This window comes from Microbacterium sp. LRZ72 (assembly GCF_033792225.1).
Lineage (GTDB): Bacteria > Actinomycetota > Actinomycetes > Actinomycetales > Microbacteriaceae > Microbacterium.
This window is the reverse complement of record NZ_JANGEX010000001.1, coordinates 154,340-174,909: the sequence shown is the minus strand read 5'-3', so window position 1 is coordinate 174,909 and position 20,570 is coordinate 154,340. Positions and strand designations below refer to the sequence as shown.

Sequence of the window (20,570 nt, the reverse complement as noted above, 5' to 3'; positions counted from 1 at the left end):
CAGTAGCAGCGTCCACACGCCCCACCATCTTCGTCCCGGCGACGACACAGGGCTAGCAAGGCGAACCTTACCCTCCGAGCGCAGCACCGCCCGCGGCGGGCGAGCGATATTTATCTCGATATCAAGATAAATATATCATTCCCCGCGACGAGGATAGAGAGCGCGCACGGCGAGCCACGTCACCGCCACCATCGGGGCGAACAGCGGCAGCCCCATGGCGAGCTTCGCCGTTCCGAGCGCCGTGACGTCGCCGACGGCGTAGAGCGGCAGCTGCACCGCGAGGCGCGCAGCGAACAGCGCCGCCCACGCGATGCCCAGCCAGAAGAACACCCGCCGCTTGCGGCGGTCCCGCCGCCACGCCGTGCCCTCCCCCATGAGGAACCCGATGGCGAGCCCGATCAGCGAGTATCCGACCAGGCTCGAGACCAGCAGGCCCCCGCCATACAGGCCGTTGGTGATGAAGCCCAGCACGAAGTTGTCCTCGGCCCGGCCGGTCCACAGAGCCAGCAGGGCAGCGCCGCCGGTCGCGACCAAGCCGCCGAGTGCGGCCTGGACGGGTGAGCGCATGACCAGACGCGCCACGGTGAACGCCCCCGCGATCCCGACCGAGAGCAGCAGGGCCGGGAGCAGCTCGCCGGTGAGGGTGTAGACGACGAGGAAGGTCAGGCTCGGCAGGACCGACTCGAGGATGCCGCGCCAGCCGCCCATCGCGCGCCAGACCACGTCCCGCGTGGCATCCCCGCCCGTGGGGTCGAGTCCCGCACGTCGTGCAGCGCCCGCGAGTGCCCCGCCGAGGGCATCCGAGGGTGACGCCTCGTGCGCTGTATCCGATGTGTCACCGCTCTCGTCGGACGCATCGGGGCGGCGGTCGGGGTCGCTCACGACGAGCCGGGCGTACCGGGCATCTTGAGCGGGATGAACTCGCGGGGCGGCATCGGCGAGTCACCCCGGACCACGACGATCGAGCGGAAGAGGTCCTCGACGCCGGCCGCGGCCTCCGGGTCGGAGGCCGCCTTGCCGCCGATGACCCCGCGGAGGAACCAGCGCGGCCCGTCCACCCCGACGAAACGCGCCAGGCGCTTGCCGGAGGCCTGCTCGGAGGCGGCCACGGGCACCTCGGCCAGCAGCTCGGCACCCAGCGGCCCCTCGCGTTCCTCCACACGACCGCCCTGCTGACGCACCTGCTCGCGGATCTGCGCCCGGGTCTCGTGCCACAGGCCGCTCGAGCGCGGTGCGGCGAAAGGCTGCACCTGCAGCGTCGAGCCGTCGTAGTCCAGCCCGACGGCGACGATGCGCTTGGTCTGCTCCTCGATCTCGAGACGCAGGTTCAGACCTTCTCGCGGCAGGATCTTGATCCCACCCAGATCGATGTAGGGGCGGACGGCGTTGGCCTCGGACTCATCGAACGGGCCGTTCGTCGCCCGGTCCGCCGGGGCCGCCTTCGTCACCGCCGCCACGTCCTGCTCTTCGCTCATGCGTGCGTCCTCTCGTCGTGTGCGGTGCTCGCATAGCCCGTGGAGCCGAAGCCGCTCGCTCCCCGGTCGCTGCCCGGCAGCTCCTCCACGGGAACGAAACGCGCCCGCGCGACCGGCATGACGACCAGCTGGGCGATGCGGTCGCCCTCCGTGATGTCGTAGGGCTGTTCCGCGTCGGTGTTCAGCAGCGACACCTTGATCTCGCCGCGGTAGCCGGCGTCGACCGTCCCCGGCGCGTTCACCACGGTGATGCCGTGCCGGGCGGCCAACCCGCTGCGCGGCACGACGAAGCCGACGTAGCCGTCGGGGAGCGCCAGTCGCACGCCGGTGCCGACCAGAGCCCGCTGACCGGGCAGCAGACGCACGGCCTCCGCGGCCACCAGGTCTGCGCCTGCATCGCCCGGGAGTGCGTAGGACGGTGCCGCGGGGGCGATAATGGGAACGTCCACGGAATCGGTCACTCAACGAGGGTAATGCAGAAGCAGTCAGCACCTTATCGCGAGCGTCTCGCCCCCTCGCTCTGGACGCTCGTGGCCGCGGCGATGCTCGCTCCGATGGGTGCGCTCGTGCTCGTGCCCGTTGATGCGACCCTCTCGCTCGTGGTCGGCCTCGCGCTGGCGGTGGTCGTCATCACGGGGCTCATCGCCGCGTCACCCGTGGTCGACGTGCGTGCCGGCACGCTGCGCGCCGGCCGAGCGCAGATCGAGTCGAAGTGGCTCGGCGCTCCGGTCGCCCACACCGGCGACGCCGCCCGGCGTGCCCGAGGCGCGGAGATCGACGGGAACGGCTGGCACCTGATCCGCGGCGGCATCCCCGGGCTGGTCGTCGTCCCCGTGCAGGACCCGGAGGACCCCGTCACGTCGTGGACCATCTCGACCCGCACACCCGACCGCCTCGCAGCCGCGATCGAGCGCGCTCGCGCGACTACGCCGCGCAGTCGCGACAGATGAAGCCGATCGAATCCTCGTGGTCGACCTGTGAACGGTGCTTCACGAGGAAGCAGCTGACGCACGTGAACTCGTCCTCCTGAGGAGGTAGCACGACGACGTCGAGCTCCATGTCGGACAGGTCCGCACCGGGCAGTTCGAACCCGCCCGGGTTGTCGGCATCCTCAGCATCGACCGAGCCCGACATCTTGTCGGGTACGCGCTCCTTGAGAGCCTCGATCGACTCGCTCTCGTCCTCGGACTTGCGGGGGGCGTCGTAGTCGGTAGCCATGCGTGGAAGTCACTTCTTTTCGTCGCTCAGGGATGCTGCGGTGCCAGATGGGCGGCGCTAGTTTGCACGGTCGGCGCGCATTTCGCAAATGCGCTCCGACGCCGTCCCTCTCGCGCGAGAAAACCGGCGGCGCGCGCGGGTTATTCCCGCCTTTCGACCATGACCCGTGACACGATGACGGAACACGAAATCGGCTGTGGAAGAGGCATGTCCCATGCAAGAGCTGAAAGTCATCCGCACCGAGGATGACCGCCTGATCGTGGCGACGGAGTCCGGCGAGACCTTCGCCCTCGTCATCGACGACGTCCTCCGCGCCGAGGTCCGTCGCGCCCGGGGAGCCGCACGCGACGACGACTCTCGCGCCAATCGCCCGAGTCCCCGCGAGATCCAGATGCACATCCGGTCGGGGATGTCGGCCCAGGAGGTCGCGGAGCTTCTCGATGCACGCGTGGAAGACGTCGTGCGATTCGAGGCGCCGGTGCTCGCCGAACGCGAGCACATGGTGGGTCTGGCGCTCGCCGTGCCCGTTCTGCTGGGAGCCGTCGACGACGCCGAGGCGCAGCCGACGTTCGGTGCCGCGATCCGCGCAAAGCTCGCCGAGGTCGGCGCGGAGGGCGAACGCTGGAGCAGCTGGAAAGAACAGTCGGAGTGGATCGTGAAGCTCCACTTCCAGGTCGGGGAGATCGACCACGATGCACGGTGGAGCTTCGATCCCCGGCGCAGCGCGCTCTCGCCCCTCAACGCCGACGCCACGCAGCTGTCGCGACAGGGCTCGCTCCCCGAAGGCCTCATCCCCCGTCTGCGGGCGCTCGACAACACGCCGAGCATGAAAGACGACTCCCGATTCGACAGTGGCGCCTTCGGGCTGCGCCGAGGATCGGACCCGGTGGATGATGAGGCCGGATCCGACCCGAACGACGCAGCGGTGAACCGCGAGAGCGAACCGGTCTCGACGAGCGCCGAGACGGCCGATCTGCTCGAGGCGTTGCGGCGCCGACGCGGTCAGCGTGAGCCGGCGCCGGAGAACGAAGTCACCCGCACGCCCGCTCCGGCGCATGCGCCCGTGGCCCTGTTCGATGCGCTCGAGCCGGGCTACGAGGCACCCACCGGGGACCCCTCCCCCGCAGAGGACGCCCCGACGGAGTCGGAGCCCTCTTCACGCCGACGGGGTCGCGCCGCCTTGCCGAGCTGGGACGAGATCGTCTTCGGGGCCCGCGGCGACGGGGAGTGACGCGCGCACAGAGCACGCTCAGCGCCGCGCGAGCGCACCGAGCGGGATCAACGGCACGATCGTCTCTTCGGCGGTGAGCGAGCCGTGCTGACCCACCATGCGCTGGGCACCCTTGTCCGCGAGGCGATCGTCGTAGTACGCCACTCGCCCGCGAGCCGCGACGAGCACGTCGCCGATCCGGGGGGCGACGTCGGTGTCGACGCGCGCCCCGAACAGTCCCGCTGAGACGGCCTCGGCGCGCGTGAGGATCCACGCGCGGTGCCCCTCCGCGCGGCGCCACGCGTCGACGACCTGATCGGTCGTCGTCCGCCCAGGTTCCGTGTAGAGGTGAAGCATGCGCGGCTCCCCCGCCACCGCCGCCACGCCATCGAGAAGCTCGTCTCCCTCGCCCAGCAGCACGTGGCCGCGCGCAGGCACGTCGACCATGCCGTGGTCGGCCGTGACGAGGGCCGCCGTCGTGCCGGTCAGCTCGCGCGCGAACCCGCGCATCGCGGCATCCAGGGTCTCGAGCGCCGCGAGCCACCGATCCGATTCCCAGCCGTGGCTGTGTCCGAGCGCGTCGAGCTCGGGAGCGTAGGCATAGACGATCGTGCCGGGTCGGGCCGCCTCCTGGGCAGCCCGCAGCAGCCGGGACGCCAGATCCCGTTCGCCGACGAACTCCGCGCCGCGGAACGATGCGCGGGTGAACCCCGAATCCCGGTACTCGGGCCTGCTCACCACGACGGGCCGCGCACCCGCGACCGCCGCTGCCTCGAACAGCGTCTCAGCGCGCTGCCAGGAGCTCGGATCGAGCCCGTCATGCTCCCAGCCCGTCAGCTGGTTCACCAGCGCGCCGGATCCGGGATGCCGCACCCGGTACCCGACGATGCCGTGCACCCCGGCATCCACCCCTGTCATGAGACCGGTCAGGGCCGTCGCGGTCGTCGAGGGGAACACCGTCACGGCACGGTCGCGGGCCGCCATCGCTCCGGTGAGGAAGCGTGCGTGTCCCGCGCGCGCAGTGAGGTTCGCCCGGCCCAGGCCGTCGACGAGCACGAGCACGGCCGATTCGACGGGCGCACCGGCCTCGGAACGGCCAGCCCGGACCATGTCGATCAGGCGTGGCAGGATGCCGGTGAGGCGCCGGGCTCCCGCCGGCGGCGACGGTAGCATGAGTGACATCGCGGCCAGTCTCGCATACCCCACGTGACGGCCCCTCGCCACGGTCTCGCCCGAAGGACGCCATGCCCCACGCCCCCACGCCGCCCGCAGAAGAGCGCATCGAGGACGTCGATGTGTCGAGCGAGATGCAGGGATCGTTCCTCGAGTACGCCTACTCGGTGATCTACTCGCGCGCTCTGCCCGACGCGCGCGACGGCCTCAAGCCGGTGCAACGACGCATCATCTACCAGATGGCAGAGATGGGGCTGCGCCCCGATCGCGGACACGTCAAGAGCGCGCGCGTGGTCGGCGAGGTCATGGGCAAGCTGCATCCCCACGGCGACGCCCCCATCTACGATGCGCTCGTGCGACTCGCGCTGTCGTTCTCGCAGCGCGTGCCGCTCGTGGACGGCCACGGCAACTTCGGCTCCCTCGATGACGGGCCCGCCGCCGCCCGCTATACGGAGGCCCGCCTGGCGCCGGCCGCACTGTCGATGACCCACGGCCTCGACGAGGATGTCGTCGACTTCGTCCCCAACTACGACAACCAGTTCGTCCAGCCCGAGGTCCTGCCCGCGGCGTACCCGAACCTGCTCGTCAACGGCGCCAGCGGCATCGCCGTGGGCATGGCGACCAACATGGCACCCCACAACCTCGTCGAGGTCGTCGGCGCCGCCATCCACCTGCTGCAGAACCCCGAGGCCGACCTCGACGCCCTGATGGCGTTCGTGCCCGGCCCCGACCTGCCCTCCGGCGGGGTCATCGCCGGGCTCGACGGCATCCGCGACGCCTACGCGACCGGACGCGGTTCGTTCAAGACGCGCGCACGCACGAGCATCGAGAGCCTGGGGCCGCGCAAGACCGGGATCGTGGTGACCGAGCTGCCCTACCTCGTGGGCCCCGAGCGCGTCATCGAGAAGATCAAGGATGCGGTGCAGTCGAAGAAGCTGCAGGGCATCAGCGACGTGTCGGATCTGACCGACCGCAAGAACGGCACGCGGCTGGTCATCGGCATCAAAACGGGTTTCGATCCGCAGGCCGTCCTGGAGCAGCTCTACCGGCTGACGCCGCTGGAGGACTCCTTCAGCATCAACAACGTCGCGCTCGTCGGCGGGCGGCCCCGCACGCTCGGCCTGCGCGAGGCGCTCCAGGTCTACATCGATCACCGGCTGCAGGTGGTCACCCGCCGCAGCCGCTACCGCCTGGCGCGGCGGCGGGAACGACTGCACCTGGTCGAGGGGCTGCTGATCGCGATCCTCGACATCGACGAGGTCATCCAGGTCATCCGTTCCTCGGATGACGGCGAGCAGGCACGCACCCGCCTGATCGAGGTGTTCGACCTCAGTCGCGAGCAGGCGGAGTACATCCTCGAGTTGCGACTGCGCCGCCTGACCAAGTTCTCGCGCATCGACCTCGAGGCCGAACGCGATCAGCTGCAACAGGAGATCGCACAGCTCGAGGAGCTGCTCGGCAGCGACGATCTGCTGCGCGGCCAGGTCGCCACCGAGCTCGAGGTGGTGGCCGACGAGCTCGGGACCCCGCGTCGGACCCTGCTGACGAATGCCGCACCCAGCGCGGCTCGCACGTCGAAGTCCGCCGCCGTCCTCGAGATCGCAGACGCCCCCTGCCGGGTCGTGCTGAGCGCCACGGGTCTCATCCTGCGCGTCGACGTGCCCCCGGACGGCAGCGACGAGTCCCTCACCGTTCCGACGCGACGCACCAAGCACGACGCGGTGGCGGGTGCGGTGGCCTCCACGACGCGCGGCGAGCTGCTCGCCATCACCCGGAGCGGGCGCGCGGTGCGCTTCTCGCCCGTCGATCTTCCCAGCGTGCCGGCGACATCCGTTCAGCTCTCGGCCGGGGTGCGCATCGACCAGTACCTGGGGCTGCCGGCATCCGAGGCGGTCGTGGCGATCGTGCCCCTCGTCGCCGCGCCGGCCATCGCCCTGGGCACGCGCATGGGCGTGGTCAAGCGTGTGAGTGCGACGGAGATCGGCGGCAAGCCGGAACTCGAGCTGATCGCGCTCAAACCGGGCGACGTCGTCGTCGGCGCCGCGCCCGCCCCCGACGACGCCCACCTGGTGTTCGTGACGTCGGACGCGCAGCTGCTGCGTTTCGAAGCATCCTCGGTGCGGCCGCAGGGACGCCAGGCCGGCGGCATGACCGGCATGCGTCTCGGCACCGGCGCCGCCGTCATCCACTTCGGGGTCGTCGATCCGCAGCAGACGGATGTGTGCGTCGTGACCATCGCCGGGAACGGTCAGGCGATCGCCGGCACGGATGCCGGAAGCGCCAAGGTCTCTGCCCTCGAGGAGTTCCCCACCAAGGGCCGCGCGACCGCCGGCGTGCGCGCCCACCGGTTCCTGCGCGGAGAGGACCAGGTGACACTCGCCTGGGTGGGCCCGGCTCCGGCGCACGGGGTCGCCACGGACGGCGGCGTGCGCACGCTGCCCGAGGTCGGCGCGCGACGCGACGCGTCCGGGAGCCCGCTCAGCGCCGTCGTCGCGGCGGTCGGGAGCGCGGTGGGGACCGCCCTTCGCTGACGCTCAGACGTCGATGCGGTCGCGCTCGAGCTCCTGCGCCGAGTCCACGATGAACTCGCGGCGAGGTGCGACCTCGGAGCCCATCAGCAGCTCGAAGACGCGGCCGGCGACCTCGGCGTCCTCGAGCCGCACGCGACGCAGCATCCGCCCCTGACGATCCATCGTCGTCGTGGCGAGCTGATCGGCGTCCATCTCACCGAGGCCCTTGTACCGCTGGATCGGCTCCTGCCACGTGCGACCCGCCTTGGTCAGCGACGCCAGCATGGCGTTCAGTTCCTTCTCGCTGTACGTGTAGGCCGTCTCGTTCGGCTTGGAGCCGCGCTGATGCGCGACGACGCGGTGCAGCGGTGGCACCGCGGCGAAGACCCGGCCCTGCTCGATCAGCGGCCGCATGTAGCGGAAGAACAGCGTCAGCAGCAGAGTCCGAATGTGTGCCCCGTCGACGTCGGCGTCGCTCATCAGGATCACCTTGCCGTAGCGGGCCTGGTCGATGTCGAAGCTGCGCCCCGAACCGGCACCGAGCACCTGGATGATCGAGGCGCACTCCGCATTCGAGAGCATGTCCGAGATGGAGGCCTTCTGCACGTTCAGGATCTTGCCGCGGATCGGCAGCAGTGCTTGGTACTCGCTGTTGCGGGCGAGCTTGGCCGTTCCCAGCGCCGAGTCGCCCTCGACGATGAACAGCTCGGAATCGGCGACGTCGTTCGACCGGCAGTCGACGAGCTTCGCCGGCAGCGAGGAGGACTCCAGGGCGTTCTTGCGGCGCTGCGTCTCTTTGTGAGCCCGCGCCGAGATGCGCGCCTTCATCTCGGCCACGACCTTGTCGAGCAGCTGCGCCGTCTGGGCCTTGTCGTCCCGTCGCGTGGAGGAGAACCGCGCGCCGAGCTCCTTGCGCACGACCTGGGCGACGATCTGGCGCACCGCAGGGGTTCCCAGTACTTCCTTCGTCTGTCCCTCGAACTGCGGCTCTGGAACGCTGACCGTGAGCACCGCCGTCAGCCCCGCCATGACGTCGTCCTTCTCGACCTTGTCATTGCCCGCCTTGAGCCGGCGCGCGTTCTGCTCGACCTGAGTGCGCAGGAACCGCAGCAGCTCCTGGTCGAATCCCTGCTGGTGGGTGCCGCCCTTGGGTGTGGCGATGATGTTCACGAACGAGCGGGTGACGGTCTCGTACCCCGTGCCCCACCGCAGAGCGATGTCCACGGTGCATTCGCGTTCCACCTCCGTCGAGACCATGGCGCCCGTCGCCTGCAGCATCGGCACCGTCTCGGTGAACGTCCCGGAGCCCTGCAGCCGCCAGGTGTCCGTCAGGGGCGGGTCGACGGCGAGGAAGTCCGCGAACTCCGAGATGCCTCCGTCGTAGCGATAGGACGTCTCGCGCGGCTCATCGCCGCGCTCGTCGCGCACGAGTATCTCGAGGCCCGGCACGAGGAACGCGGTCTGCCGCGCCCGTGTCTCCAGATCCTCGAACTGGAAGGCGGCATCCTTCGTGAAGATCATCCCGTCCGCCCAGTAGCGGATGCGGGTGCCGGTCCTTCCCTTCGGAGCCTTCCCGACGCGCCGCAGCTCGCTGCGCTTCTCGAACGGGCGGAACGGTGCGTCGGGCCGGGGTTGCCCGTCATCGTCGAACACGCCCGGCTCGCCGCGGTGGAACGACATCGCCCACGTCGCGCCGCCGCGGTCGACCTCCACATCGAGACGCTCCGAGAGGGCGTTCACCACCGACGCGCCGACGCCGTGCAGGCCACCCGAGGATGCGTAGGAACCGCCGCCGAATTTGCCGCCCGCGTGCAGCTTGGTGAAGACGACCTCGACGCCGGAGAGACCGGTGCGCGGTTCGACGTCGACGGGGATGCCGCGACCGGTGTCCCGCACCTCGACACTGCCGTCGGCGTGGAGGATCACGTCGATGCGCGTGCCGTTTCCCCCGAGGGCTTCGTCGACGGCGTTGTCGATGATCTCCCACAGGCAGTGCATCAGACCCGGCGAGCCGTTGGACCCGATGTACATGCCCGGGCGCTTTCGCACCGCCTCGAGGCCCTCGAGGACCTGCAGATGATGGGCGGAGTACTCGGTCGTCACGATCTCCCAGCCTACAAGCGTCGAGCACAGCCGCCCGTGCGACACACGCCCGAACTGACCGTGCGTACGCGTTGAGCGAACTGACACCTGTTCGCGGCATTCTCGAAACAGGATCGTGGTTGTATGGAACAAGACCCACCCGCAGCAATCGACCTGAGGAGGCACGAGATGACAACGCTTTCGACTACCGCCGACGAGGCGACCGTCGTCTACCGCCTCTCGGCGATGGACCGCTGCGACTCCTGCGGGGCGCAGGCCTACATCGCCGCAGAGGTGAACGGCAGCGAGCTGCTCTTCTGCGCACACCACGGCCGCAAGTACGAAGAGAAGCTCCGCGAGGTCGCCACCTCGTGGCACGACGAGACCGCCCGCCTGGACGAGACGGACTGATCACCATCGGATGATCGCGGCCCGCCGCTCGTCTCGCCCGTGGCGATGACCTCAGTGATGCCCCGTCTAAAATGACGGGGCATCACTCATGTTCCGGAAGGGTCCCCATGCCATCTCGCGGCCTCGCGATCGCCGACCGCGTCCGGTTCCTCGTGCAGCGGGCCGTGCGCATCGACGTCTCCTCGGTGACGGGACGGGCCCGCACGACGGCCCGCATCCACGGCAAGAGCTACCCGCTCGTCGTCGCCGACATGCTCTGGTCCGCCTTCCGCCACCGCGTCGGATTCAACGACTACCTCGAGTTCGACTTCGCCATCCTGTCGCGGGCGGAGCGCGCCACGTGGGTGACGAGCCCGCTGTCGCTCGAGCTGTCGAAGAAGTACGACGACCCGGCGCAGGTGCACCGCTTCCACGACAAGATCGCCTTCAACCGCGACTTCGATCGCTTTCTGCGCCGCGAATGGCGTGAGCTCCGGCCGGACGACCCGTCCGCACTCGTGGACTTCGCGGCCCGGCACGCCGTCTTCATCGCCAAGGTCCCCGTCAGCAAGTCCGGCATGGGCGTGCGGCGGTACACGGCCGAGCAGGTCGACGACGCCGGCGACTTTCACCGGGCACTGATCGAACGCGGCGAGACGCTCGTCGAAGAGGTCATCACGCAGCATCCGGACCTGGCCGCCGTCTGTCCCGGCACGGTCAACACCACGCGCGTGACGACCTTCCTGACCGACGACGGCCGCGTGGAGATCATCAACATGGCGCAGAAGTTCGGGCGCGGTGAGGTCAGCGACCAGGCGAGCTTCGGCGGCTTCTACACGAGCCTCGACGAGGACGGCCGGGCGACCGGGGCCGGCTACGACACCTCGGGGCGCCTCTTCGAGACCCACCCCGAGACCGGCTACCGCATCGCGGACTTCGCGTTGCCGATGATGGATGAGGTCCGCGCTCTCATCGACGACGTCGCGCGCGTGGTTCCCACGGTGCGCTACGTCGGCTGGGACATCGTCGTGTCGCCCGACGGGCCGGTGCTCGTCGAAGGCAACTGGGGAGCCGGCGTATTCGAGCACAAGCCGACCGCCAGCGGCCGCCGTCGTGGCCATCTCCCGCGCTATCGCGCGGCCATGGGCTTCTGACGGGACGCGCGCCGCTCAGGCAGCGCGGACGATCCCCATCGGCGTCGACTGGTGACCCTGCCCGAGCGGGTTGTCGCGCAGGATGCGGCCCAGCCGGGCCTCGTCGCTGCGTGTCATCGTGGAGCCGAGGATGTTGCCCCCGAGATCGTTGATGTCGACCACCGCCACGTCGATCTGCCCGCCGAGCAGGAGGCGCAGGTCGGCTGCCACGCGAGCGGGCCGGAGGGGGCCGAGCACGACCGCGCGGTTGTAGGGCGGGATGGTGCCGGGGGTCGGTCCGTCGATCGCTCTCGCCTTGTCGCCGGCGATCCGATAGAAATCTCCGCGACGTCCCAGCGGCTTCGTGATCGCCGCCGCCGCCGCGGCGACCAGGATGCGCGGCGTGCCGCACTCCCGCAACGCCATCTCCATGGTCTCGGGCATGCCGAGCCCGATGCCGTGAGGGGTGCGGGTCACATATCGCGAGAGCCGGCGCGCGAGCGGACGAGGCTCGATCTCGTCGACGGGGTGCGAACGACCCTGGGTGATCGCCACGATCTTCTCGGTGACGAACAGCAGATCGCCGGGCTGCAGGGCGTCACGCGCGTACTCCGCGACGAAGGCCTCGAGATCGTCCCCGGGCACCACGACCCGCGTGCGAAGCGGGATGCGCAGGTAGCGCGCGCCGTCCACCTCGACCTCGAGCGCCTTCCCCTCGTTCGGAGCGGCTCCCGTCATTCGAGGTAGTCCCGCAACGACTGCGAACGCGACGGATGCCGCAGTTTCGCCATCGTCTTGGACTCGATCTGCCGGATGCGCTCGCGCGTGACACCGAACGTGTCGCCGATCTGGTCCAGCGTCTTCGGCTGGCCGTCGCCGAGTCCGAAGCGCATGCGGATGACACCCGCCTCCCGCTCGCTCAGCGAGTCCAGGAGCGACTCGAGCTGACGCTGGAGCATCGTGAAGCCGACGGCATCCGCCGGCACGACGGCCTCGGTGTCCTCGATGAGGTCGCCGAACTCGCTGTCGCCGTCTTCGCCCAGCGGGGTGTGCAGAGAGATCGGCTCGCGGCCGTACTTCTGCACCTCGATGACTTTCTCGGGGGTCATGTCGAGTTCGCGGCTGAGCTCTTCCGGCGTGGGCTCGCGCCCGAGGTCCTGCAGCATCTGGCGCTGCACGCGGGCGAGCTTGTTGATGACCTCGACCATGTGCACCGGAATACGGATGGTGCGGGCCTGGTCCGCCATGGCGCGGGTGATCGCCTGACGGATCCACCAGGTGGCATACGTCGAGAACTTGAACCCCTTGGTGTAGTCGAACTTCTCGACCGCGCGGATGAGGCCCAGGTTGCCCTCCTGGATCAGGTCCAGGAACTGCATGCCGCGACCGGTGTAGCGCTTCGCGAGCGAGACGACCAGACGCAGGTTCGCGCCCAGCAGGTGGGACTTGGCACGCTGGCCGTCCTTGGCGACCCACGTCAGGTCTCGCCCGATCTGCGAACGCTTCTCGGTGTCGCTCATCTGCGACAGCTTCTCTTCGGCGAACAGACCCGCCTCGATGCGCATCGCGAGTTCGACCTCTTCCGCTGCGTTCAGCAGCGGAACCTTTCCGATCTGCTTGAGGTAGTCCTTGACCGGATCTGCTGTCGCCCCCGTGATCGTCGCGGAGTAGACCGGAACGTCCTCTTCGTCGCTCGACGAGAGCACGATCGCCCCGGTGGGCAGCGGCTCGGTGAATGCCGGCTTGGGAGTGTCCTCGTCGTCATCGGTGTCGGCGCCGGTGGCACCTGCAGGCGCCTCCGCGCCGCTCGCCGGCGCCTCTTCGGCGGCGGGGGAATCCACCTCGTCCTCGAGGTCTTCCTTCTTCTTGGCGGGGGCCGCCTTCGCCTTGGGCGCGGCCCGCTTCGGGGCGCTCTTCTTCGCCGCCGGCGCGGCCTGATCGGCCGCCGCGTCCTGCGCGGTCGCCGTCTCGTCGGTGACGTCTTTGGTGCTGGTCCGGGGAGGTGTCACAGTTTGCCTTTCACCGTCGCATCACAGTCTCTCGTCTCCCGCGATGCGACCGGTCGTCTTCGGACACGAGTAAGACCCTTGTCAAGTCCTGCGCGGGGCATTCATGGTTGACAACGGGTCGGATCATCCATTATCGCATACCCGTGGCAGCGATCGAACATGTCATCTCCGAGGTCCAACGCACGCGGCCGCTCGGAGATTCCCTCCGGCGCGATCAGCGGGAGCGTTTGTCGTCGTCGCCCGGCCGTGTCGCGAGGTAGCGCTCCAACTCCGCGGCCAGCTCGTCGGCGCTCGGCAGGTCCTCGTCGTCGAACGACGCGGCCCGCAACGGCGACCCCTGCACGTACTGGTCGTACCGCGTCTCGAGGTTCTGCAGCATCGTCGCCAACTCGTCGTTGGCGGATATCTGCTCGTCCACCTTCGCCAGGAAATCCCGGTTGGCCTCCCGCAGGTCCTCGGTCGGCAGAGCGAGGCCGCTCGCGATCGTGATGCTCTCGAGCGCCCTGATGGCCGCCGCCGGGTATTCCGCGTCGGCGAGGTAGTGCGGCACGAGCAGCACGAAGCTCGCCGTCGGCGTCCCGCTCTCCGAGAACCGCAGCTCCAGAAGATGACCGACCGTCGCGGGCACCTGCGTGTGGGGACGCCAGACGGAATGCGCCTCCACGAGCTCCTCGCGGTTGCCGCTCACCGTCGTGCCCAGCGGCCGGGTGTGCGGAACCGGCATCGCGATCGCGTGGACCCACGTGACGGAGCCGATCTGGTAGCGCTCGGCCAGCTCGATGACGGCGGCGACGAACATCTCCCAGCCGAAATCGGGTTCGTAACCGGTCAGCGCGAGGAACTGCTTGCCCATCTCGTCGGAAGCCAGGACGATCTCCAACCGCGGGGGGCGGTAATCCGAGAGGTGGTCGGCATCGAACGAGATGACGGGACGACGCGCGCGGTAGTCGAGGAAGGCATCGTTTGCGAAGAGCGCGACGGGCGTGGACACGATTCTCTCGCGCAGCGCGTCGACGACCTGCGAGACCGCGCTGCCGGCATCCGTGAAACCGGTCAGCGCGACGACGAGGGGCAACCCGGTGGGAATCGTGGGCAGCTCCGCGGGAGGCGTGAAGACATCGCCGGTCCAAGGCATCCTCCTACTCTACGAGCGCCGGAGGGCATGCGCCGCCTCACGGCCGCGCTGACAGCGAACACGCGGCTCATCCGGTCCGCCCCGGTGGCGACCGTAGGATGGACCCATGCCGATGCCTGATCTGACGCACGTCGCCACTCCCGCCGTCGAGATCACGGCCGATGCTCTGCTCCTGGTCGTCGCATCGCCTCCGGACCGGGATGCGCTCGGCTCCTGGCCGGGGCTCGCCGACCAGCTGAACGCCCTCGATTTCACCGCGACGACCGGTTCTTTCGTTCGGATTGCGAATCCCGGGGCCGCGGCGCCCGTCATCGCCGTCTGCGGCGCCGGCACCGAGCCCACCGACACCGGGTACCGGGACGCCGCCGCCACCGGCATCCGCAACCTCGGCTCCCAGGAGCGGGTCGCGCTCGCCGCGCCGGCCGCGCCATCCGGAGTCTGGCGTCCTCTCGTCGAGGGCGCTCTCCTCGGCGGCTACACCTTCGCCGGCTACAAGCGCGACGGCTCGGCTCGGCGCGCCCGGCACATCGAGCTGAGTTCTCCCGACGCGCCGACGGCCGACGAGCTCGCCGCCGCCGTGGCGACCGCCGAGGCGGTCGCGCTCGTCCGCGACCTCGTCGCCACCCCCGCCGACCGGCTCGGACCCGCCGACCTCGCGGCGGCCGCCGTCGACGCCGTCGCCGACCTGCCGGTCGAGGCGACCGTGCTCGATGAGCAGGCGCTCGCCGCGGGCGGCTACGGCGCCATCCTGGGTGTCGGGAGGGGATCCGACCGTCCGCCACGATTCGTGCACCTGGACTACTCCCCCGCCCGCGCGAGCCGCCACGTCGCACTCGTGGGCAAGGGCATCACCTTCGACACGGGCGGCCTCTCCCTCAAGCCCGCCGCGTCCATGGTGGGGATGAAATACGACATGTGCGGGGCGGCGACCGTCCTCGCCGTCATCCAGGCCGTCGCTCGCATGGCACTGCCCGTGCACGTGACCGCCCTGCTGTGCATCGCCGACAACATGCCCTCCGGCAGCGCGACCCGGCCCGGAGATGTGCTCACGGCTCTGGACGGGACGACGATCGAGGTGTCGAACACCGACGCCGAAGGCCGGCTCGTCCTCGCTGACGGCCTTGTCGCCGCCTCACGCGAGCACCCCGACCTGATCGTCGACGTCGCGACGCTGACCGGAGCGATCTCGGTGGCGCTCGGCACCCGACACGTCGGCGTAATGGGCGAAGATGCCGCGGTCGGCGAGTACCTCGACGCCGCGCGCCACGCGGGAGAGCTCGCGTGGCAGCTGCCGCTGCCAGAGCACATCCGCGACGATCTGGACTCGCCGGTGGCCGACCTCGTCAACGCGAAGATCGGGGAACCGGCGGGCGGCTCGCTGTTCGCCGGGCTGTTCCTTGAGCACTTCGTGGGTCGCGTCAGCGAGGCTCCGGACGCCCCCCGGATCCCCTGGGTCCACCTCGACATCGCCGGCGTCGGCATGAACAAGCAGGCCCCGTACGGCGTGGTCGACAAGGGACCGACAGGTGCGACGGTGCGGTCGCTGATCGAGCTCGTCGGGCGCAGCGCACGATGAGCGGCGCCTCCTTCGACGTCCTGGTCCTGGGTGGCGGCAGCGGCGGATACGCCTGCGCGATCCGCGCGGCCGAGCTCGGCGCGAAGGTCGCGATCATCGAGAAAGACCGTGTGGGCGGCACCTGTCTGCACCGCGGCTGCATCCCGACGAAGGCCCTTCTGCACGTCGCAGAGGTCGCCGATGCGGTGCGCGGGGCGAACGACCTCGGCATCGATGCGGCACTGACCGGGTTCGACCCCGAACGCATGCACGCCTTCCGCGACGGGATCGTCAAGAAGAAGTACGCGGGGCTGCAATCCCTCCTCTCCGCGCACGGGATCACGATCATCCCGGGCGAGGGAGTGCTCGAGAAGGGGCCTTCGGTCCGCGTCGGCGACGACGTCCACCACGCACGCCACGTGGTGCTGGCCACCGGGGGTCGCACGCGCGAGATCCCCGGCTTGGACAGGGGCGGCCGCATCCTCACGAGCGACGACGCGATCTCGCTGCCCTACATCCCCCGACGCGCGATCATCGTCGGCGGCGGCGTCATCGGCGTGGAGTTCGCGAGCCTCTGGCGGTCGCTGGGCGCCGAGGTGACGATCCTCGAGGCGCTGCCGCGGCTGCTCGCGGGCGAGGACGAGACCGTCAGCGCGCGACTGGAGCGCGCACTCACGCGACGCGGCATCCGCGTCGTGCTCGGCGCTCGGACGACTGACGCCCGCCAGAGCGACGAGGACGTCGAGCTGACGCTCGGCGATGGATCGTCGGTCGCGGCCGACGTCGCGCTGATCGCGGTGGGACGGGTGCCGATGACCGACGGCATCGGCCTCGACGAGGTCGGTGTCACACGGGCGGACGGCTTCGTCGTCGTCGACGAGCATCTGCGCACCGAGGCTGCCGGGATCAGCGCCGTCGGCGATATCGTCCGCGGACCGCAGCTGGCCCACCGCGGATTCCAGCAGGGCATCTTCGTCGCCGAGCGGCTCGCGGGCGGCTCGCCCGTCCCCGTGCCCGACGAGACGGTCCCCCGCATCACCTACAGCGACCCCGAAGTGGCCGCCGTCGGGCTCACCGAGGCGCAGGCGGTCGCCCGCTTCGGCGCGGAGCGCGTGCAGTCGTACGAGTACAACCTCGCCGGCAACGGCAAGAGCGCGATCCTCGGCACGGCCGGGACCGTGAAGGTCATCCGGCGCACCGACGGTCCCGTCGTGGGGGTCCACATGGTGGGTGCGCGCGTCGGCGAGCTGATCGGCCAGGCGCAGCTGATCATCGGGTGGGAGGCGCATCCCGAGGACATCGCGCCTTTCGTCCAAGCCCACCCCACCCAGAGCGAGGCCCTCGGCGAGGCGTTCCTCGCCCTCGCCGGCCGGCCACTGCATGCGCTGTAAGTCCGCAACCACGCGGTCCATCACTAAGCTGGTTCCGACAGCATCGTCCTTGAAGGAGACATCGTCATGAGCACATCCGTCGTCCTCCCCGCTCTCGGCGAGAGCGTCACCGAGGGAACGGTCACCCGCTGGCTCAAGCAGGTCGGGGACGAGGTCGCCGCCGACGAAGGCCTGCTGGAGATCTCGACCGACAAGGTCGACACCGAGATCCCCTCGCCCGTCGCCGGGGTGATCGAGGAGATCCTCGTTCAGGAGGACGAGACCGTCGAGGTCGGCGGCCTGCTCGCGAAGATCGGAGACGGCAGCGGGGCCGCGACGAGCGAGCCGGCACCCGAGGCCGCAGATGCGCAGGAGTCCGGCGGCCAGCCCGCCGAGGCCGAGGAGCCCGCACAGCCCACGGAGCCCGAGCAGCAGTCCGAGCCCGCCGCCGAGGAAGCCCCGGCGCAGGAGTCGCGCGGCGCCGCTTCCGATGCGAAGGACGTCGTCCTTCCCGAACTCGGTGAGAGCGTCACCGAGGGAACCGTCACCCGCTGGCTCAAGCAGGTCGGCGACGAAGTCGCGGTCGACGATGCGCTGCTGGAGATCTCGACGGACAAGGTCGACACCGAGATCCCCTCCCCCGTCGCCGGGGTGCTGCAGGAGATCGTGGTGCAGGAGGACGAGACGGCCGAGGTCGGTGCCGTCCTCGCTCGAGTCGGCAGTGGCGCCGCGCCCTCCCAGAGCGAGCCCGAACCGGCGGACCAGGGGGCCGCCGAGCCCGCTGCGCAGCCCGAACCCGTCGACGAGCCCGAAGCTCCCTCCACCGAGAAGCCCGTCGAGGACGATGTGCCGGCCGAGAAGCAGCCCGAGAAGGCTCCCGAGCCCGAGCCGGCCCCCGCGTCCGAGAAGGAATCGGCTCCGGCGAGGGAATCCGCCCCGTCGCAGGAATCCACGGGCGATGAGCCGACCTACGTCACCCCGCTCGTGCGCCGGCTGGCGGCGCAGCAGGGCGTCGACCTCGCCACCGTGCGTGGCACCGGGGTCGGCGGGCGCATCCGCAAGGAGGACGTCCTGAAGGCGGCAGAGGGCACCACCGCCGCGGCCGCGCCTGCTCCCGAGCCGGCGCCGACGCTCGAGGTGTCGCCGTTGCGCGGAACCACTCAGCCGATGTCCCGCCTGCGCAAGGTGCTCGCCGAGCGCGCGGTCGCTTCTATGCAGTCGACGGCCCAGCTGACGACGGTCGTCGAGGTCGATGTGACTGCCCTGTCCGCCTACCGCGACTCCGTCAAGGCGGACTTCCAGCAGAAGACCGGCGACAAGCTCTCGTTCCTGCCGTTCTTCGCGCTGGCCGCGGCGGAGGCGCTGAAGGCATACCCCGTGATCAACGCCACGGTCGATGGCGACAAGATCGTGTACCCGCCCAGCGAGAACGTCTCGATCGCCGTCGACACCGAGCGGGGGCTGCTCACCCCGGTGCTGCGCGATGCGGGTGAGAAGAACCTGGCCGAGATCGCTCATGAGATCGCGGATCTGGCTGCACGAACGCGCGACAACAAGCTGAAGCCGGACGAGCTCGCGGGCGGCACCTTCACACTGACCAACACCGGGTCGCGCGGGGCCCTGTTCGACACACCGGTCGTGTTTCTCCCGCAGTCGGCGATCCTCGGCACCGGGATCGTCGTCAAGCGCCCCGGGATCGTGAAGGTGGACGGCCAGGAGGCCATCGCCGTGCGCTCGTACGTCTACCTCGCGCTGTCGTACGACCACCGGATCATCGACGGCGCGGATGCCGCGCGCTTCCTCGCTGCGATCAAGACCCGGCTCGAAGCGGCCGACTTCGCGGGCTCCCTCGGGATCTGACGACACTCTCAGAGGGGTGGGTCGACCGCGCGCACATCGCGGACGACCCACCCCTCGTCGGTGTGCTCGATGACGACGAGCGTCGAAGGCACGTCAATCGCGGCGCTCCCACCGTCGTCTCGAGCGTCGATGCGGTACACGGCCACGCCCCCGAGGTCGTCGAGGAGGGAGACACTGCGCTGCTCCGCCTTGAGCGAGGCCGCGCCGATCTCCGCACCGGGCGTGGCGGAACCCCCCGTCTCCCCCTCGCACCGGTCAGCCGGTGCACACATCTCGGGCAACGGCAGGAGGCTCTCGAGGGCGGCCGCGGGGTCCTCCTCCGGATGCGGAGTCGCCGCACCCGCACCCCCACCGGCCTGAACGCCCTCCGGCCCATCCATCACACCCTCGGCGACCGGCGCTGAGCCGGGCTCCACCTGCGTCGCCTCGTCCGATTCCAACCCGCCCGGCGAAGTGCTCGGCGGTGCGTCTGCTGCCTCCTCACCGGCGGACGCACCCGGCCAGAGCAGCCCGCCCACCAGGACGAGCGTCGCAGCACCACCGGCGACCGCCCACCTCCGCCGACCGACCAGCGTGGCACCGAACGCGCGCCGCAGACCGCCCGTGGTCTCGACGGCACGGGCCGCCGCTCCGGCGGCCGCATCGGCGAAGCCCGCGTCGAGGTGACGACGCAGCACGCCCCGCACCGTGCGAGAGACCCACGAGCGCTCCGCCGGCACCGGTTCGACGTCCGGCCGACCCGCCACGGTCACGCTCGTCGCCGCCGCGCGGCGGGGGCCGAGCACGTCCCTCATCAAGGGCTCCGCGTCCGCGAGCGCGAACGCGACGGCTTCCATCTGCGTGCCGGATGCGGTCGAGCCCACCGCCATCTCGGCCAGGCTGCGCAGCATCCGCGCGGCCCTTTCCTCGGCGGCGGCGGCCGCCTCTCCCAGCACGTTCGCGGCGTCCTCCGAGACGCCGCTCCGCTCTGCAGGGGTCGGCCGGACCAGGACGGGGCGGCCGTCGGCGGTGAGCCACCACGCTCCCCGTGCCGACGTGCCGGTCGCACGGATCGCCTCGAGCCCCCGCACGACGCTCACCGCCACAGTCACGGCCTCGCCCGCGGTCAACGGTGCACCCGCGTCAACCCGTCGCCGCAGAAAGCCCGTCAGGGTCTCGGGGCACCAGGGCAGCACGACGGTGTGCCCCTCAGGTCGCCTCGCCACGTCGAGCGCAGACAGCACGTGCGGACCGTTCTCGCGCCAGCCCTCCCACCCCCGCAGCAGATCGACATCCACAAGGACCACCGCTTGCTCCCCGTCCCGGGCGAGCACCCCGGGGAAGGGAGAATCCGGCGCCGTCAACACCCGGACCTCGCGGTAGCAGGTACGCGGGTCCTCCCGCAGGTCGTCATCCTCGGCCCTCACGGCGCCATCCTCCCCGTCGGGGCGGCACCCCCGGTCGTCGAGGC

18 protein-coding genes are annotated in these 20,570 nt (G+C 70.3%); 8 read left to right on the top strand and 10 right to left on the bottom strand.

Features of this window, described 5'->3' with window-relative positions; translation table 11 throughout:
* Nucleotides 1–135 precede the first annotated feature (135 nt).
* The 3 genes from M4I32_RS00810 to dut are packed head-to-tail and all read right to left on the bottom strand — an operon-like array spanning nucleotide 136 to nucleotide 1,936.
* Nucleotides 136–882 (bottom strand): DUF3159 domain-containing protein, encoded by a 747-nt coding sequence (locus tag M4I32_RS00810; RefSeq protein ID WP_319032590.1) that lies wholly within the window; start codon nucleotides 880–882, stop codon nucleotides 136–138.
* Nucleotides 879–1,475: a DUF3710 domain-containing protein gene (locus M4I32_RS00805; RefSeq protein ID WP_319032589.1), complete on the bottom strand. Its 597-nt coding sequence runs from the start codon at nucleotides 1,473–1,475 to the stop codon at nucleotides 879–881. Before M4I32_RS00805 ends, M4I32_RS00810 begins: the two co-directional genes overlap by 4 nt.
* Nucleotides 1,472–1,936 (bottom strand): dUTP diphosphatase, encoded by a 465-nt coding sequence (gene dut, locus M4I32_RS00800; RefSeq protein ID WP_319032588.1) that lies wholly within the window; start codon nucleotides 1,934–1,936, stop codon nucleotides 1,472–1,474. Before dut ends, M4I32_RS00805 begins: the two co-directional genes overlap by 4 nt.
* Before the next feature lie 12 nt (nucleotides 1,937–1,948).
* Between dut and M4I32_RS00795 the strand changes: the two genes are divergently transcribed.
* Entirely contained in the window at nucleotides 1,949–2,425 is a 477-nt protein-coding gene (locus M4I32_RS00795; RefSeq protein ID WP_319032587.1) for a DUF3093 domain-containing protein, read from the top strand.
* Here the strand turns inward: M4I32_RS00795 and M4I32_RS00790 are convergent.
* Nucleotides 2,400–2,693: a DUF4193 domain-containing protein gene (locus tag M4I32_RS00790; protein ID WP_319032586.1), complete on the bottom strand. Its 294-nt coding sequence runs from the start codon at nucleotides 2,691–2,693 to the stop codon at nucleotides 2,400–2,402. The two genes, M4I32_RS00795 and M4I32_RS00790, sit on opposite strands and share 26 nt — an antisense overlap.
* Before the next feature lie 214 nt (nucleotides 2,694–2,907).
* Here M4I32_RS00790 and sepH point away from each other — a divergent pair, with 214 nt between their 5' ends.
* The gene (gene sepH, locus M4I32_RS00785) at nucleotides 2,908–3,924 is read left to right on the top strand and encodes a septation protein SepH (RefSeq protein ID WP_319032585.1); all 1,017 of its coding nucleotides are present in this window, start codon (nucleotides 2,908–2,910) and stop codon (nucleotides 3,922–3,924) included.
* Nucleotides 3,925–3,942: 18 nt separating this feature from the next.
* Here sepH and M4I32_RS00780 read toward each other — a convergent pair whose 3' ends face one another.
* On the bottom strand, nucleotides 3,943–5,085 hold the full coding sequence (locus M4I32_RS00780) for an alkaline phosphatase family protein (RefSeq protein WP_319032584.1): 1,143 nt from the start codon (nucleotides 5,083–5,085) through the stop codon (nucleotides 3,943–3,945).
* Between the two features lie 62 nt (nucleotides 5,086–5,147).
* On the opposite strand from M4I32_RS00780, the gene M4I32_RS00775 reads away from it, so the two are divergent.
* On the top strand, nucleotides 5,148–7,607 hold the full coding sequence (locus tag M4I32_RS00775) for a DNA topoisomerase IV subunit A (RefSeq protein WP_319032583.1): 2,460 nt from the start codon (nucleotides 5,148–5,150) through the stop codon (nucleotides 7,605–7,607).
* A gap of 3 nt (nucleotides 7,608–7,610) precedes the next feature.
* Here the strand turns inward: M4I32_RS00775 and M4I32_RS00770 are convergent, their stop codons facing one another.
* Nucleotides 7,611–9,689 (bottom strand): DNA gyrase/topoisomerase IV subunit B, encoded by a 2,079-nt coding sequence (locus M4I32_RS00770; RefSeq protein WP_413466761.1) that lies wholly within the window; start codon nucleotides 9,687–9,689, stop codon nucleotides 7,611–7,613.
* A 168-nt stretch (nucleotides 9,690–9,857) separates the two neighbouring features.
* Here M4I32_RS00770 and M4I32_RS00765 point away from each other — a divergent pair, with 168 nt between their 5' ends.
* A complete protein-coding gene (locus M4I32_RS00765) occupies nucleotides 9,858–10,079 on the top strand; it encodes a hypothetical protein (protein ID WP_319032582.1) in 222 nt (73 codons plus the stop codon).
* Nucleotides 10,080–10,186: 107 nt separating this feature from the next.
* Nucleotides 10,187–11,212 carry a sugar-transfer associated ATP-grasp domain-containing protein gene (locus tag M4I32_RS00760; RefSeq protein ID WP_319032581.1) on the top strand — a complete coding sequence of 342 codons (1,026 nt, stop codon included), beginning with the start codon at nucleotides 10,187–10,189 and terminating at the stop codon, nucleotides 11,210–11,212.
* 15 nt (nucleotides 11,213–11,227) lie between these two features.
* Here the strand turns inward: M4I32_RS00760 and M4I32_RS00755 are convergent, their stop codons facing one another.
* The 3 genes from M4I32_RS00755 to M4I32_RS00745 all read right to left on the bottom strand — a co-directional run bounded on the left by M4I32_RS00755 (nucleotide 11,228) and on the right by M4I32_RS00745 (nucleotide 14,335).
* Entirely contained in the window at nucleotides 11,228–11,929 is a 702-nt protein-coding gene (locus M4I32_RS00755; protein ID WP_319032580.1) for a coenzyme F420-0:L-glutamate ligase, read from the bottom strand.
* A complete protein-coding gene (locus M4I32_RS00750; protein WP_319032579.1) occupies nucleotides 11,926–13,200 on the bottom strand; it encodes an RNA polymerase sigma factor in 1,275 nt (424 codons plus the stop codon). The genes M4I32_RS00755 and M4I32_RS00750 overlap by 4 nt, the downstream gene beginning before the upstream one ends.
* A 214-nt stretch (nucleotides 13,201–13,414) precedes the next feature.
* On the bottom strand, nucleotides 13,415–14,335 hold the full coding sequence (locus M4I32_RS00745; protein ID WP_319032578.1) for a PAC2 family protein: 921 nt from the start codon (nucleotides 14,333–14,335) through the stop codon (nucleotides 13,415–13,417).
* A gap of 106 nt (nucleotides 14,336–14,441) precedes the next feature.
* Between M4I32_RS00745 and M4I32_RS00740 the strand changes: the two genes are divergently transcribed.
* The 3 genes from M4I32_RS00740 to sucB all read left to right on the top strand — a co-directional run bounded on the left by M4I32_RS00740 (nucleotide 14,442) and on the right by sucB (nucleotide 19,120).
* Complete coding sequence (locus tag M4I32_RS00740; protein WP_319032577.1) at nucleotides 14,442–15,911, top strand: leucyl aminopeptidase; 1,470 nt, start codon at nucleotides 14,442–14,444, stop codon at nucleotides 15,909–15,911.
* The gene (gene lpdA / locus M4I32_RS00735) at nucleotides 15,908–17,281 is read left to right on the top strand and encodes a dihydrolipoyl dehydrogenase (protein WP_319032576.1); all 1,374 of its coding nucleotides are present in this window, start codon (nucleotides 15,908–15,910) and stop codon (nucleotides 17,279–17,281) included. The genes M4I32_RS00740 and lpdA overlap by 4 nt, the downstream gene beginning before the upstream one ends.
* Nucleotides 17,282–17,347: 66 nt before the next feature.
* Nucleotides 17,348–19,120, top strand: a complete 1,773-nt coding sequence (gene sucB, locus M4I32_RS00730; protein WP_319032575.1) for a 2-oxoglutarate dehydrogenase, E2 component, dihydrolipoamide succinyltransferase — start codon at nucleotides 17,348–17,350, stop codon at nucleotides 19,118–19,120.
* Nucleotides 19,121–19,128: 8 nt separating this feature from the next.
* Here the strand turns inward: sucB and M4I32_RS00725 are convergent, their stop codons facing one another.
* Entirely contained in the window at nucleotides 19,129–20,526 is a 1,398-nt protein-coding gene (locus M4I32_RS00725) for a hypothetical protein (protein ID WP_319032574.1), read from the bottom strand.
* Between the last annotated feature and the right edge of the window lie 44 nt (nucleotides 20,527–20,570).